General features: G+C 74.3%; 7 protein-coding genes. 1 reads left to right on the top strand and 6 read right to left on the bottom strand.

From position 1 onward, the window contains the following. Genes ACGGZK_RS05385 through ACGGZK_RS05365 form a run of 5 tightly spaced genes read right to left on the bottom strand, consistent with a single transcriptional unit; the run spans nucleotide 1 to nucleotide 11,465 of the window. Nucleotides 1-819 carry a PP2C family protein-serine/threonine phosphatase gene (locus ACGGZK_RS05385; protein ID WP_395245237.1) on the bottom strand — a complete coding sequence of 273 codons (819 nt, stop codon included), beginning with the start codon at nucleotides 817-819 and terminating at the stop codon, nucleotides 1-3. Then, on the bottom strand, nucleotides 816-3,185 hold the full coding sequence (locus tag ACGGZK_RS05380) for a transglutaminaseTgpA domain-containing protein (protein ID WP_395245236.1): 2,370 nt from the start codon (nucleotides 3,183-3,185) through the stop codon (nucleotides 816-818). Before ACGGZK_RS05380 ends, ACGGZK_RS05385 begins: the two co-directional genes overlap by 4 nt. Then, nucleotides 3,182-4,483 (bottom strand): DUF58 domain-containing protein, encoded by a 1,302-nt coding sequence (locus ACGGZK_RS05375; RefSeq protein WP_395245235.1) that lies wholly within the window; start codon nucleotides 4,481-4,483, stop codon nucleotides 3,182-3,184. The genes ACGGZK_RS05380 and ACGGZK_RS05375 overlap by 4 nt, the downstream gene beginning before the upstream one ends. Further along, complete coding sequence (locus tag ACGGZK_RS05370; RefSeq protein ID WP_395245234.1) at nucleotides 4,480-5,454, bottom strand: AAA family ATPase; 975 nt, start codon at nucleotides 5,452-5,454, stop codon at nucleotides 4,480-4,482. Before ACGGZK_RS05370 ends, ACGGZK_RS05375 begins: the two co-directional genes overlap by 4 nt. Before the next feature lie 26 nt (nucleotides 5,455-5,480). Next, on the bottom strand, nucleotides 5,481-11,465 hold the full coding sequence (locus ACGGZK_RS05365) for an Ig-like domain-containing protein (protein ID WP_395245233.1): 5,985 nt from the start codon (nucleotides 11,463-11,465) through the stop codon (nucleotides 5,481-5,483). A gap of 394 nt (nucleotides 11,466-11,859) precedes the next feature. On the opposite strand from ACGGZK_RS05365, the gene ACGGZK_RS05360 reads away from it, so the two are divergent. After that, a complete protein-coding gene (locus ACGGZK_RS05360; RefSeq protein ID WP_395245232.1) occupies nucleotides 11,860-12,822 on the top strand; it encodes a helix-turn-helix domain-containing protein in 963 nt (320 codons plus the stop codon). Between the two features lie 175 nt (nucleotides 12,823-12,997). Here ACGGZK_RS05360 and ACGGZK_RS05355 read toward each other — a convergent pair whose 3' ends face one another. After that, on the bottom strand, nucleotides 12,998-15,544 hold the full coding sequence (locus ACGGZK_RS05355; RefSeq protein WP_395245231.1) for a rhamnogalacturonan lyase: 2,547 nt from the start codon (nucleotides 15,542-15,544) through the stop codon (nucleotides 12,998-13,000). Nucleotides 15,545-15,555 lie beyond the last annotated feature (11 nt).

The following is a 15,555-nucleotide window of genomic DNA, read 5'->3' as shown; positions in this document are numbered from 1 at the left end:
TCAGGCTCCCTCCAGCAGTTCGCTGCGCGGCCGGGTGTCGTCGTCGACGGCGTGGATCCCGGTCGGCAGGGTGGGGTCGTCGTCGTCCGCGGCGACGCCGACGGCATCGACCACGACGACGGTGATGTTGTCGCGCCCGCCGTGGGCGAGCGCCTCGGCGACCAGCCGGTCGGCGGCGGCCTGCGGGTCGCGTTCCTCGGCGAGCGCCCGGTCGATGCGCTCGGCGTCGAGTTCCTTCGTGAGTCCGTCGGAGCAGGCAAGCAGGCGGTCGCCGCGGAGCGCGGGCAGCATCCAGAAGTCGGGCTGCGCCTCGGAGCCGGCGCCGACGGCCCGCGTGATGACACTGCGCTCGGGGTGCGTCGCGGCCTCCTCCGGGCCGATCGCGCCCGAATCGATGAGCGCCTGCACCGCGGAGTGGTCGACGCTGACCTGGGTCGTGCGCCCGGACGAACGCAGGTAGGTGCGGCTGTCGCCGATGTTCATGACGAGCCAGTACCCGCCGCCGCCCTGTTCCGACACGGCCACGCCGGTGATCGTGGTGCCCGGGGCGGCGCGTTCGCTGCGGATGGCGCGCACGCCGTCGACGGCCGCCGCGAAGGCCACCTCGAGGTCCTGGAGCGAGACCGACGGCCGCCCGGCGAGCGCCCCGATGGCGCTGATCGCGGCCGCGCTGGCGTGCGCGCCGGCCTCGTGACCGCCCATGCCGTCGGCGACGAAGAACACCGGCGGCCGGGCGACGTACGAGTCCTCGTTCTCGCGGCGCTTCCGGCCGCGGTCGGTCGCCGCACCCCAGGCCAACTGCATGACCGCGCCGCTCACGCGTCGCCCCCTTCCGACGCGCCGCCCGACGCGCCGCCGGCGGCGCCCAGACGGCGCGGCTTCACGCCCGCACCCAGGTCGCGCAGCACCGAGCGCGGCAGCAGGAACCCGCGGAGCCTCGCCCGCCACCCGGCCGCGCGACCGATGCCGCGGGTCGCGGTCCGCACGTCGTTCCAGTAGGCGGCGACCTCCTCCGCCGACGGGTCGCCGGCTCCGAAGACCGCGACGTCGGCGCGGCTCGCCAGCTCGCCGTAGGGGGATCCGCCGGGCGAGGCATCCGCGAACCGCTCCTCGAGCACGGCCACCTGCTCGCGCCGGGTGGCGCCGTCGGGCGCGACCGCGCCGTGGTCGAGCGCGGTGTCGCGCAGCTCGGCCCAGCCGCCGCTCATGCGGTCGGACGGCTCCGGCGCGCCCGCGCGTCGCCGGCGCCGCACCGCCTTCGCCCCGGCCATGACGAGCGCCGGTCCGAGCAGCAGCAGCACGATGCCGAGGCCGATCCCGACCCAGCGCAGGGTCACCCACAGCCAGGCGAGGTCGAGCGGCTGCTCGCGGTGCTCCGCCTCGTCGGCGGGCGGGTCGGGCGGCAGTTCGACCGGCTGGTCGGGCTGCGGCGGCGGCTGGAGGACCTGCGCCTGCGGCTTCTGCTCGGGTTCGGGCACCTCCTGCTGGGGCACCTGGTCCTTCGGCGGCGTCGGGTCGAACGGCACCCAGCCGATGCCCCGGAAGGGCACCTCGACCCAGACCGTCGCGTCGGCCGCGGTCACGGCCACGCTGCCGCCTCCGGCGCCGGCCGCGGGGTCGGCTTCGGGCCGGAACCCCATGACGACTCGCGCGGGCAGCCCGAGCTGGGCGGCGGCGAGCGCCATCGCGACGGCGTACTGCTCCTCGTCGCCGATCATCTGCGTGCCCTCGAGCAGGGCCGCGATGCGTTCGGCGCGATGGCCCGACCGCGACGCGACCTGCCCCTCGAGGCCGTTGCTGTAGAAGCCGTCGTCGTGCAGCGTCGACGCGATCGCGCTGAGCTGCTCGAACGCCGATGAGGTGCCGGCGGTCACGTCGGCGGTGAAGGCGCTGACCGCCTCGGGCACGTCCTGCGGCTCCGAGAGGGTGACCCGGTCGACCTCGGCGCCGACCAGGTCCGCCTCGTCGGGCGCCGTGGGCACGACGGCGTCGACGGCGTACGCGTCGCCCTCGACGAGCCCCGACGTCAGCACCGCGGTGCCGGTGGCCGCGTTGTAGTTCAGGTCGTCGGCCCGCGATCCGGCGTCGGCCAGGCGCAGGGCGGTCGCCGCGCCCACGTCGGGCAGCCACACGCCGCGGAGGTCGCCGACGGTGATGGTGAGGCTCGCGGGCTCGCCCGGGGCATCCGTCGCGATCTCGCGGCCGACCCGCGCGAAGGTGCCGCCGCCGGCGGAGCCGTCGCCGGAGACGCGGTACACGATGCCGTCGTACTGGTCGAGGGTCGCGAGGCGGATGCGCGCGCCGGCCGGGAGGCCGTCGACGGTGAAGAGCACGGATGCCTCGCCGTCGGTCATGTACTTGCGGAAGGAGGTCAGCGGGCTCGCGAAGTCGTGCACCTCGAGCGGTGGCACGATGAGGTCGCGCAACACGACCCGGTCGGTGGCGGGCACGACCGCGCCCGCCGTGAGGCCGGCCGCCAGCGCGACGGCGAGGCTGCCGGCGGCGATCGCGGTCGCACGCGGCGTCCGCCGAGCGGCCGAGGTCTGCGCGAGGTTCTCGGCACGGGCGTCGCGATCGCGCCAGGCCGCCCAGGCGATGGCTCCCGCGGCGAAGGCCGCGCCGATCACGGCGGGCAGGAACGCGCCGAAGGTGCTGAGGCAGATCGAGCCGGCGAGGAGCAGCGCGATGGGCGCGACCGCCCATCGCGGGCGCCGGGCGCGCAGCCCGATCGAGACCGCGACGACCGAGGTCAGCAGCCCGGCGATGAACGGCACGACGAGGAGTCCGTCGAATCCGGTGATCGGCGTGGCGACGGTGAGCACGCGCTTCCACGCGAACACGACGCCGAGCGCGAGGTCGGCCAGTGTGTCGAGTGTCGGCACGACGCCGAACCAGGTGCGGTCGCGCGCGGCGACCACCCCGCCGAACACGAAGTACGCGCCGACGACGAGGGCCGCGACGACGAGCGCTCCCCAGCCGCGCACGGCGGCCAGCCAGGCGATGGCGGTGCCGAGCAGCACCCCGCCGACCGCCGCGATCCAGAAGTCGACGCCGTCGAACACGGGGGCGAGCGGCGCGAGGGCGAGCACGCAGAGGGCGGCGAGCCCGGCGGCGACGCCGAGGCCACGCGCGTCGACGGGGCGGCCGGCTTCGGTGCGGGCGGATGCGGCACGGCCCGCGCTCATGCCCCGGCCCTCGCGATCATGCGGGGCAGGTCGTCGAGCTCGGGCACGGTCAGCACCGCGAGGTCGCCGACGGTGCGACGGCTGGGCGCCTCGGCGGGCGCGACGCGCACCGCGAGGCCGCGCGCCGACAGCGGCAGCGCGGCCGACACGCTGCGCATCTGCTCGGCGGCGACGCTGCTGCCGAAGAGCACGACGACGACGGATGCCCCGGGCACGTCACGGGCGACCGTGCGGGAGACCTCCGCGGCGGGCCGGGCGCGCTCGACGAGCTCGACGCCCGAGAGCCCGTCGAGCAGGCGCCGCGAGTGCTCGGCCGGCGTGGGCGTCTCGGCGCCGAGCACGGCGACGTCCTTGCCTTCGGCGAGCGCCTGCAGGCCGAGGGAGCCGGCCGCCGAGACGGCGAGCTCGAACTCGTCGGCGTCGGCGTACTCGTCGGTGCGCGTCGAGAGCACGATGGCGAGCTGCGACCGGCGGGTCTCCTCGAACTGGCGCACCATGAGGCGCTGCGAGCGGGCCGTGGACTTCCAGTGCACGTGGCGCAGGTCGTCGCCGGGCACGTACTCGCGGAGCGCGTGGAACGACACGTCGTCGCTCGACAGGTCGCGCGTCGGCAGGCCTTCGAGGTCGCGGAGGAACCCGCTCGAGGAGCTGTCGAGCCGCACGGTGCGCGGGTGCACGTAGAGGTCGGTGGCCGCGCCGAGCCGGCGGCTGCGCTGGAGCAGCGCGAGCGCATCCCGGCGCACGGAGCGGAGCGGACCGAGCCGGAGCACCGCACGCCGCTGCGTCGGGATCTGGAAGACCTCCTCGCGCCGCTCCCCGGCCGCGAGCGGGGGGATCGCGAACTCCGCGCGCGCGACGCCGACCGGCAGCACGAGCGTCGAGGCCGGCACCCGCCGTCGCGCCGGGTTCGCGACGAGCACCTGCCCGTACGCCGGGGTGCCGACGACGACGCGGGCTTCCGCGAGGTCGATGCGCACCTCGTATTCGGCCCGGCCGAGGATCGACGCGATCGCGATCGCGAACAGCACCGCGACCGCGATCGCCGCCGCGAGCAGCTCGCGCCAGCCCAGCCAGGCTCCGAGGGCGACGGATGCCCCGCCCGCGACGACCAGCGCCCAGCCGAACGGCGTGACGACCGACGCCCGACGCCCGACCGCGCGACCGGCCGCTGCGACGACCGGCACGACGCGCCCGCCGACCCGGGCCGCGCCGTCGCGCAGGGAGCCGGCCGCGCCGCGGAGCGGGCGGGCGACCTCGAGCTTCGGAGCACGGGGCCGCCGTTCGGCGGCGGTGGTCATGCGGCGGCGTTCCTGGCCTGCGGGGCGGCGATGTCGGCGAGCACGCGGGCGATGAGGTCGCCGGCGCCGACGCCGGAGAACTCCGCCTCGGGGTCGAGCACGATGCGGTGCTGCCAGACCGGCACGGCGAGCGCCTTGATGTCGTCGGGCAGCACGTAGGTGCGCCCCTCCGCGGCCGCCCACACCTTCGCGGCGCGGATCATCGCGAGCGAGCCGCGTACCGAGACGCCGAGGCGGGCCTGGCGGTCGGTGCGGGTCGCCTCGGCGAGCTGCGCGGTGAAGCGCAGCACGGCCGGGTCGACATGCACCTCGGCGACGAGGTCGGCCATCTCGGCGATGGCGGTCGTGGTGACGACCGGCGAGATCACCGAGGAGCGGTCGCGCACCGACGCCCCGCCGAGGATCACCTCCGCCGCCTGCAGGTCGGGGTAGCCGATGCTCGTCTTGATGAGGAACCGGTCGAGCTGGGCCTCGGGAAGCTTGTACGTGCCGGCCTGCTCGATCGGGTTCTGGGTGGCGATGACCATGAACGGCCGGCCGACCTCGTGGCCCTTGCCGTCGACGGTGACGCGCCCCTCCTCCATCACCTCGAGCAGCGCGGACTGCGTCTTCGGGCTGGCCCGGTTGATCTCGTCGGCGAGCACGATCGACGCGAAGATCGGCCCCGGGTGGAAGCTGAACTCGTGGCTGTCCTGGTCGTAGACCGTGATGCCGGTCACGTCCGACGGCAGCAGGTCGGGCGTGAACTGGATGCGGTTGTGGGTGCCCTGCACCGTCGCCGCGAGCGACTTCGCGAGCTGGGTCTTCCCCGTGCCGGGCGCGTCCTCCAGGAGGACGTGCCCCTCGGCCAGCAGCGCGGTCAGGACGAGGCGGATGACTCCGGGCTTGCCGAGCACCGCCTGGCCGACGTTGTCGCTCAGCCGCTGGAACGTCTGGGCGAACCAGGTCGCCTGGTCTTGGGTGATGGTCATCGTCGGTTCCTTCGCGGATCGAGGTCTCAGCAGGTGGGCATGCCGGCGGGGATCGCCTCGCCGACGGTGGTGTAGACGGACAGGTACCAGCCGTCGGTCAGCCGGAACCAGCGCCGGTCGCCGTTCACGTTCTTCTTGCTCCACGTCACCCAGCAGGTCGCGCTCTGCACCGAGCCTGCGGCCACCCACCTGGACGTGCAGTTGGGCGGGGCGTAGTGCACCGCGGTGGAGTCGGAATCCTCGAGGCACGAGCTCGCGTTGTCGACCTGCACGTTCCAGGCGGCCTGCGGCTTCGATTGGCCCGACCAGGTCGAACTGCTGCTCCCCGCTGCGTTGGCGTACGTGACGGTCAGCGTGGCGGTCTGGTCCGGGCCCATGCCGCCCTGCGTGTACGCCCCGTTCCCGCCGCCGTCCACCCCGTGGCTCTGCGACGTCAGCCCGCTGCCGTTCGCGTTCACGTTCCAGCGGAACTCGACGCCGCCGTCGAGGCGGTTGATCGCCTGCAGCGTGATGATCGGCTTCCCGAACGGCACGACCGCGTTCGAGGTCGTCTCCGGGCCGGGCGCGACGCCCGCGACGGTCGAGGTCGCCCACACGCTCACCGCGTAGCTCGTGCCGTTGGCGAGCCCGCCGATGCTCCCGCCTCCGGCGGGCAGCGTGCCCTGCGCGCCGGTGCTGAGCCGGTAGTTCCACGTCAGCTCACCCGCCCGGTTGCCGTTCAGCGCGCCGGGCGTGAACGCGACCGCGAGCGAGCCGTCGCCAGGCGTCGCCGTGACCGTGGCGGGTGCCGCCGGGGCGTTCGCGGCGCGCCGCGGGGCCGAGTCGGAGCTCGGCGACGAGCTGCCGGCCTTGTTGCGGGCGGTCACCGAGAACGCGTAGTCGGTCTCGCTCGTGTCGACGGTGACGTTCTGGCTCGTGCCGGTGACGACGAGGGTCGTGACGACCGATCCGCCGCGCTTGACGGTCAGCGTGTAGTCGGCGACGGCGTCGCCGTGGGTGCTCGCCGGCGGGGCCCAGGCGACGGCGATCTGCGCCTGGGCGCCGACCGGCGTCGACGGCGTCGACGTCGGCTGCCCGGGGGCGTCGGGCACCCCGGCGGGGATCATCGACGCCGAGTACGTGCTCCACTCCGACGGCTCAGGCGCGCGGTTGTGGGCGCGCACGCGCACCTGGTACGCGACGCCGTTCTCGAGGCCCTCCCAGGTCAGGGAGGTGCCGGTGACCCCGGCCTTCTGGATCGGGCCCGCGGCGGGCGCCGGCGAGATCTCGAGCGTGTACGACGCGACCGCCGAGCCGCGGCTCGCGGGCGGCGCCCACGCCACGTCGAGGCGCCCGTCGCCGAAGGCGAGCGTGGGCGGCGCCGGGGTGTCGGGGCGCGCGTCGGGGCGTGCGGGGGCCGACGTCGGCGACGGCGCCGACTCGCCGACCCGGTTCGTCGCGGTGACGGTGAAGGTCACCTCGACGTCGTTGGCCAGCCCGTCGATCGTGCAGGTCGTCGAGGCGCAGCTCCGCTCGCCCCCGCTCGACACCGACACCGTGTACCCGGTGATCGGCGCCCCGTTGTTCGCCGGCGGCGTCCACGAGAGCACGACGGTACGGTCCTGCACCGAGGTCACGGTCGGCGTGCCGGGTGCGGCGGGCACGCCCTGGACCGTGAGCACGATCCGCCCCTCGACCTCGCGTTCCGGCGCCCCGGTGGCGTCGGCCACGCGGTACGACGCGATCATCGTGCCGACGAACGCGCGGTCGGGCGTGACGACGACCTTCCGGCCGTCGATCCGGACCGTCCCCGTCCCGCTGTCGACCCGCGCCGCCCGCAGGTCGAGCGGTTCGCCGGGGAACGGGCTGACGTCGTTGGCGAGGACGTCGACCGCGACCTCGGCGCCCTGGCGGGCATCGGGCACGGCGTCGTCGTTGACGACGGCGAGCGGGCGCTGCGAGGCCACGACGACCAGCGAGACCGTGCCGGTCGTGGGAGTCGACGTGCCGTCGGTCACCTCGACGGTGATCGCGGCGGTCGCGCCGCGCGCGGCCTCGGCCTCGGCACGCACGCGCAGCCGGGAGCCGTCGACCTCGGCCCCGAACCCGCTCGGCACGTCGCCGACGACCCGGTAGGCGAGCCGGTCGAGGTCGCCGCGGTCGGGGTCGATCGAGAGCTTCGCGAGGTCGAGCACGACCGCGTCCTCACCGGGTGCGACGGGCACGGTCGCGTTCTGGAGCGTCGGCGACACGTTCGACGTCGGCACGACGACGATCGGCACCGACACGTACGCCTGGCGCGCCGTGGGGTCGTCCGGCCCGCTGCCGTCGGTGACGAGCACGCCGACGGCGTCGGGGCCGTAGTACCCGGGCGCGGACGTGTAGGCGAGCGTGCGCTCGTCGACGACGAGCGGCGTGCCGTCGGCGTGTGCGGCCGTGGCACTGTCGGCGGTCGCGACCCGCGGGGTGCGTTCGGCGCGGACGCGCACCACGTCGGCGAGCGCGATGCGGAGCGACTCGCCGCTGGCGACCTCGAGCGGTTCGTCGATCGCCAGCGTCGGCACGACCTCGTCGCTGCCCGGCACGCGCACGAAGGCGCTCGCCCGGAGCCCGTCGCGGTCGGTGACCGTGTAGGTGAGCACCTGCGCCTCCGGGAGCAGCTGCACCTCGGCGATGCCGCCGGCGAGCAGGCGGACGGTGTCGGCGACGAGGTCGACGTCGAGGTCGGAGGCGACGCCGTCGGGGTCCTCGTCGTTGGCGAGCAGGTCGATGCGCACGGTCCGCTCCCCGGCCGCATCGAGCGCGGAGGCGCGGTCGTCGCGGGCGATGGGTGCTCGCAGCGGGGCCTCCGGGTCGACCGTGACGAGCAGGGAGCCCACCGCCTCGGCACCGAGGGCGTCGGCGATGCGGTACTGCACGGTGTAGTCGCCGGGCGTCGCGGGCGCGGTCACGACGACCCGGTCGCGGACGGTCTCGGCCTCCAGGCCGTCCGCGACCTCGAGGGCGTCCGCGACGAGGCCGATGCGATCGCCGTCGGGGTCGCTGTCGTTGGCGAGGACGGCGACGGCCACCGCGCGGCCGGGGCGGACGCTGACGGCGTCCTTCACGGCGTACGGCGCCTGGTTCGCGTAGTTCGGCCCGGCGATGCCGACGACGACGGCGCCCTCGGCGACGGCGCCGAGCCGGTCGCGCACGACGTACCCGAACGTGTCGGTGCCGCGCGAGCCGGGGTACGCCTCGTACGTCAGCCAGCCGTCGCCGACGGTCGCACGGCCCTTGGCCGGGGCATCCGCCGTGCCGAGCAGTTCGACGGAGTCGCCGTCGGGGTCGATGCCGTCGAGGGGCACGGGGATGCGCACGCTCGAGCCGGCGATGACGCGCGCGGTGAGCGGCAGCGGCCGCGGCGCCTGGTTGTTCGCGTCGTCGCGGGCGAGCACCTGGATCGTCACGTAGCCCGCCGTGCGGTTGCCCTGCGTGTCCTCCACCTCGTAGGTGGCGTAGACCGTGCCGGGCGACTCCGAGGCGCGGAACCGCAGCTTGCCCTCGGCGATGAACACGTCGCCCTGCGACGCGTCGGGCACGGGCGCGACGAGGTCGGGCCGCAGCGTGATCGTGTCGCCGTCGGGGTGCGAGTCGTTCGCGAGCACGTCGACGGTCACCACGTCGCCGGCGCGCACGGTCGCGCGGTCGTCGACGGTGACGGGCGGCCGCAGGGTCGGCGGCAGCGGGACCGGCAGCACGAGCACCTCGCCCGTCGCCGACTGGGTGCCGTTCGAGACGGTGTAGGCGAACGCCACGGGCGAGGACAGGCCCGAGGCATCCGTCACCCGCACGATGCGGTGCTCGAGCACCTCGACCGAGATCCCGGAGCCGGGTGCGACCTGCACCGACTGCACGACGAGCACGCCGCCGGCCGGGTCGGAGTCGTTCGCGAGCACGTCGACGAGGGTCGAGCGCCCGGCGGGCAGCAGGGCGGTGTCGCGCACCGCGACGGGCGGCCGATCGGATGCCCCGCCCGCGAGCACGTCGATGCGGATGAGGCCCGCGCTCTGCGACGGCCCATCCGTCACGAGGTACTGCAGGTAGTAGACGCCGGGCGCCGCCGCGGTGAAGGTCAGGGTGCCCGCGGCGAAGTCGGGCACGACGGTCGCGCCGGCCGCCTGGTCGTGCTTGGCGAGCCGCAGCGGCTGCCCCGACGGGCTGGTGTCGTTGGCGAGCGGGGTGAGCACGACGGGCGTGCCGGCCGTCGTCGAGGCCCGGTCGGCGTTCGCGATCGGCCGCAGCGTGCCGGCGGGGCGAACGTCGACGCGGAGGACCCCCTCGGCCTCCTCGGAACCGTCGGAGACGACGAGCGCGACCTCCGTGATGCCGGGGGTGTGCGCCGACGCCGTGAACTCGACGATCCCCGACGAGCGGTAGGTCACCTGGTCGCCGCCCTCGGTGCTCGCGCCGAGGAGGAAGAGGTCGTCGCCGTCGGGGTCGCGCCAGCCCTGCAGCGCGTCGACCTCGAGCGAGGCGCCCGCCTCGACGACGACGGTCTGCGGCTTCACGAGCTCGGGCGCCGCGTTCGTGCCCTCGGGTCGCACGCTGAGCGACACCCGCGCCTCGTCGGTGCCGCCCCGGCCGTCGTCGATTCCGTAGCCGAACGTGAGCGTCCCGGTCGCGTTCGGCGACACCTTCACCTGCAGCGCGGCGCCGCCGAGCACGGGCACGGCGTCCTCGAGGGCGGGCGGCAGGTCGCCGGCGACGGATGCCTCGAGCAGGTCCCCGTCGGGATCGCTGTCGTTCTCGGTGACGCGCAGGACGGCCGTGCGCCCGGGGCGCACCCCGTACTGGTCGTCGACGGCGATCGGGTCGCGGTTGACGTCGCTGCGCTCCGGGAGGGTCTGCTGGTCCTCCTCGTTCGTCTCCTCCTGCTCGGCGTCCTGTGCCGGCGGCGGCACGACGTCGTCCCAGTTCTCGACGAGCTGCATCTGCTGGGTGACGAGCCAGACGCCGCCGTTGCGCACGTCATTGAGCACGACGACGTCGCGGTTGACGCGGTACCGGAGTTCGGCGTCGCTGCGGGCGCCGTCGACGACGCCCGAGGTGTCGTGGGCGTCGCCGGCGCAGTCGCGCAGGTAGGCGGCCGAGCCCGACCAGGCGGCGTAGGAGCATCCGTTCAGCCGCACCGGCGCGGCCGGGGCGCCGGGGGCTTCGGCGGGCTCGTAGGCGGCCTCGCCGCCCGACCCGGGAACGGTGACGAGGGCGTGCTCGGTGGCGACGAGGATCACGTCGCCCGACGGGCTGCTCTGCTGCAGTTCGGCGCCCGCTCCGCCGTCGATCTCGACGGGATCGCCCGAGGGCGGGTAGAGCACGCCGGTGCGGGCGTCGAGCACGGCCGCGCGGTCGCCGATCGCCGCGATCCGCAGGTCGGCGTCGCGGGGGAGTTCTGGCAGGGTCGACCGGCTGGTCTCGGCGAACCCGCCGTCGACGACGGCGAACGTCACGATCTCGTGGTCGGCGCGCGACACGGCGTGCACGATCCCGTCGTCGCCGACGGCGACGGCCGCTCCGCTGCCGAGCTCGGCCAGCGGGTCGACGCCGTCGAGCGTGAACCCGCCGAGCGACGGCACGGTGACGGGGTAGAGGTCGCCGCCGTCGAGCACGGCCACGACGTCGCCGCCCGCCGCGACCACCGCGCCGGCCGGCAGCGCGGTCTCGCCGAGCAGGGCGACGGCCGCGGGGTCGACCGCGGCCAGGGTCGACGACGACCGGTCGTGCACGAGCACGGTGTCGCCCTGCTGGAGCACGTCGTAATCGGGGGCGCTCGAGCGGAGGCCGGCGTCGAGCACGCGCGAGGGGAAGTTGAGGTGGCCGACGAGCAGGTCGCTCGACTTGGTGACCCAGACGCCCCCGTCGTTGAGCTCAACCTCCGCGGTACGGTAGCCCTCGTACAGCACGGCCATGGTGGTGACGGCGACGACCGCGGCGGTGAGCGTCGCGCCCGAGGCCAGGGCGCGACGGTTGGCGCGCAGGCTGATGAGGACCATCCACCGCTCCCTTCGTCGTTCGTCGTTCGTCGCCGTCCCGGCACGTCGGAACCCAAGTACAGGGGCCCGTCGCTCCCGGCGTCGATGGGGCATTTCCCCCATGCCATCGATGGGTGATGGCGTTCGCGAGCGGCCCGCTCCCCCGTGCCGGCCGCTCGCGACAGGCGACAGCCAAGCAGTCCGTGGGCATCCGCGGGTGTCCGGAAACGGCCGGTTCGTCCCATCCGGAAAAGCTGGCCGAACCCGCGTGTCCCCCGAATTGGTGGGCCTCCGAGACGTGAATTCGATGCGTTTCCATCGATTCGCGATGGTAAAAAATGGGTACGCCTCCGCGGGCCTCCGGCCCGGCGGTGCATGCGAACACCCACGACGACGAGTGAAGCCGCGAGGACCCATGCCACCCGCCGACCCCACCGAGCCCGACTCGACCACGCGGTTCGCCGCCGACCTGCGCGCGCTGCGACTCGCTGCCGACAGCCCGACCCTCGCCCGCCTGCAGCACGACACGGGCATCTCGAAGACGGTCCTGTCGAGTGCGTTCAACGGCCGTCAGCTGCCGTCGGCGCGCACGGTCGACCGCATCGTGCGCGCGTGCGGCGGCGACGCCGCCCTGTGGATCCAGCGCCGCGACGCCCTCGCGGGCCTCGGTGCGGCGGGCGAGGCATCCGCCTCGGCGGCGGCCGGGTCGGATGGTTCGGCGACGGCGGATGCCTCGGCGACGCCGGAACCCGCCGCGGGCGGAGCCGACGGGCCGGGCACTGCCGTCGGCGACGACGACGCGGCGCGACCCGTCGCATCCGCCGTCGCCCCGCGCAAGACGCTGGGCCGCGGCACCGCCGCCCTGCTGATGGCCGCCGCGTTCGTCCTCGGCGTCGTCGCGGCCGGTGGCGTGAGTTACGCCGTCACGACGGCCGCGCTCGACGACGTCCGCGCCGAGGCGGCGGAGCAGGCCCGCAAGGAGCTCACCGAGTCTCCCGTCAACGAGCGCGCGCAGATCAACGTGCACAACGGCGTCGACCCGGCGATGTCGCCCTGCGTGAACGACGCCGAGGTGGCGACGAGCTCACCGCGCACGAACAACACGAAGCTCGAGATCATCTGGTCGAACAAGTGCTACGCCGGCTGGGGTCGGGTGACCCGCTACGACGAGCAGATCTCGGGGAACTCGGTGATGGTCGCCATCTACCCCGAGACGGCGGCGCAGGGCCCCGACCGCCAGGAGGCGATCGAGCCGAACGTGCAGGGCGCGTACACCACGCTCGTCGTTCGGCCCACGCCGGAGACCCGCCTGTGCGCGGTCGGCGCGATCACGCTCGACGGCGAGAGCATCGACCTCGGCGAGCCGCTCTGCATCTGAGCGACGGCCCGGCCGTCGCTGCCCGCGGCGGCTCCACGCCTCGGCCGGGCGCGACTCGCGGGCCCCGCACGTGGAACCGCCCCGATCGCCTGCACGGATGGCGATCGGGGCGGGGTCATGGGGCCGGGCGGCGGGGCGGATGCCTCGCATCCGTCCCGGCCGCCCGGCGGGCGGATCAGCGGCTGAAGGTCACCGCCCAGCGGGTCTCCGCACCGTCGGCCGGGCGCACCCAGGCGTTCGGCATCGCGACGACGACGTGCTCACCGGCGTCGACGAGGTACTTCCCCTTCTCGACCGGCTCGCCGTCGAGGTAGTAGGAGAACGCCGGGTCGAATCCGATCTGCACCTCGTCCTTGCCGGTGCCGGGGCGGTCCTTGAACTTGGCGCCGACGGGCGTCTTGGGCGTGGCCGGCACGGGCACATTCGCCCAGTCGAGGTCGCTCGCGAGGTAGTACGAGGTGTACGACGGCTGGTTGTAGGTCGTCTGCTGGCGGGCCACCTCGGCGCGGTACTGCACGTCGTGCATGAGCGTGGTCAGCTTGTGCGTGGTGACCTCGGTCGAGGTGTAGATGCGCAGCGCGCTCGAGTCGGCGGTGCGCACGAGCAGCTCCTCGCGCCAGTCGCCGAGCACGTCGGCGACGAGCGACGGGTTGCCCTTGGTGCCGTTGTTCGTGAGCGTGCCGTTCGCGGTGAGCACGACGCCGCGGGTCCAGTCGCGGATGACGGGCGTCGCCGTGCCGGAACCGTCGACGATCTGCGTCGTCAGGTCGCCGGCCCAGCGGATCGACATGTTCGTGCCGGGCGTCGCCGCCGACAGGATGTCGCCGGTCGAGCTCAGCAGGCCGGACGCCTCGGTGCCGCCGGGCATGCTCGACCACACCTCGATGCCCGGGACATCCGCCCGCACGTCGCCGATCATGCCGCGGCCGGTGTCGCGGCCGGAGTACGCGCCGAACAGCACCTCGCCGGTGGCGGCGTCGCGCAGCGCGGTGCCGTAGGGGGCGCCTGCGGCACCCTCGTGCACCGTGAAGATCTCGAGGCCGGGGCGCGAGGGGTCGATGTCGGTGACGTGCATGGCGTCGCCGTGGCCGAGGCGCGCCTCGGTGCCGGGCGCGGCGCTGCCCGCGGGCAGCGTGTCGAACGAGCTGTAGAGCACGCCGCCGTCGTCGTCGATCGTGGCCGAGCCGTAGACGATCTCGTGCTTGCCGTCGCCATCGACGTCGGCCGCCGAGAGCGAGTGGAAGCCCTGCGTGGTGATCGAGCCGTACACCGGGTCGGTGCCGTCGCGGCCGTGCGGGGCGTCGTTGAACGGGTTCGTCATCGGCACGTGGCCGCTGTCGATGAACCAGCGGCGCTGCAGCTGCTCGCCGTCCCAGTCGTAGGTGGCGATGGTGCTGCGCGTGTAGTAGCCGCGGGCGAACACGGCCGACGGGTGCTGCCCGTCGAGGTACGCGACCCCCGAGAGGAAGCGGTCGACGCGGTTGCCGGGCTCGACGCGGGCCATGGCGTAGTCGCCCCAGAGCAGGCCGTCGTCGCCGCGTCCGGGCTCGTAGGGCACGGTCTGCAGTTCGGCGCCGGTGGCGCTGTCGAAGACGGTCAGGTACTCGGGGCCGTCGACGATGAAGCCCTCGAACTCGCGGAGCTTGTTGTTGGCGCTACGGCTCGGGGCGTAGACGTCGATGAAGGTGTCGGCGAGCTCCTCGGCGTCGGCCTCGGAGAGCGGGTACTCGTGGGTGACCGGGATGCCCCACGCCTGCTCGAGGGTCGCGGGCCAGTGCCCGGCGACGACCTCGGGGTGCTCGGTCCAGCCCTGGAACACGTCGACGAGGTGGTCCTGGTAATCGGCGGCGCTCATCCGGTAGTCGTCGGTCTGCGCGTAGCCGGCGGCGAGGTCGGCCTCGGGCATGGTGATGTACCGCTCGCTCGCGACGCTGCCGTCGGCGTTGTAGGTGGTCGACTTCGTTCCGGGCGCGGTCTTCAGCATGGTCTCCGAGCGGCCGTCGCCGTCGAAGTCGTAGACGAGGAACTGCGTGTAGTGGGCGCCGGCGCGCACGTTCACGCCGAGGTCGAGGCGGTTGAGCAGCGTGCCGTCGAGCTCGTAGGTGTCGATGTAGACGGGGCCGGTCCAGCCGCGCTGGGACACGTCCTTCGAGTTCGACGGGTCCCACTTCACGACGTACTCGTAGGCGCCGTCGCCGTCGACGTCGCCGACCGAGACGTCGTTGGCGGAGTACGTGTAGTTCCGGCTCACGTTCGGGATGACGGTCGGCGGCGTCACGCCGTCGGCCGGCTTCTGCAGCGGCAGGTCGTGGAAGCCCTGCGCCCAGGCGGTCACGGCGGCGGATGCCTCGAGCTCCACGCCGTCGACCACGGGGGCGACCGCGTACTGCGAGGTCGCGCTGCCCGAGGCATCCGCGTAGTTCGTGCTGTCGGTGACGACCGCGATGCGCTCGCCGTCGCGGTACACCGCGAAGTCGGGGCCGTCGACCCCGGTGTCGGTGGTGCCGGTCGTCTCGGAGCCGAGGAGGCGCCAGCTGAGGAAGACGCCCTCGGTCGTGCTCACCGCGACGAGGCCGCGGTCGAGCTCCTCGAGCTGCGGCAGGCCGGTGGGTTGGAAGTCCTTCGGTGCGGCGACCGCCGGGGCGGCGACCGCACCGGCGACGAGGCACCCGACGGCGGCGGCCGTCGCGAGCGCGCGGAAGGGATGGGTTCGGAGATTCATCGTCGAATCCT

The organism is Agromyces sp. MMS24-K17 (assembly GCF_043950245.1).
In the GTDB taxonomy this organism is placed as follows: Bacteria; Actinomycetota; Actinomycetes; order Actinomycetales; family Microbacteriaceae; genus Agromyces.
This window is presented reverse-complemented; position numbering and strand designations above follow the sequence as displayed.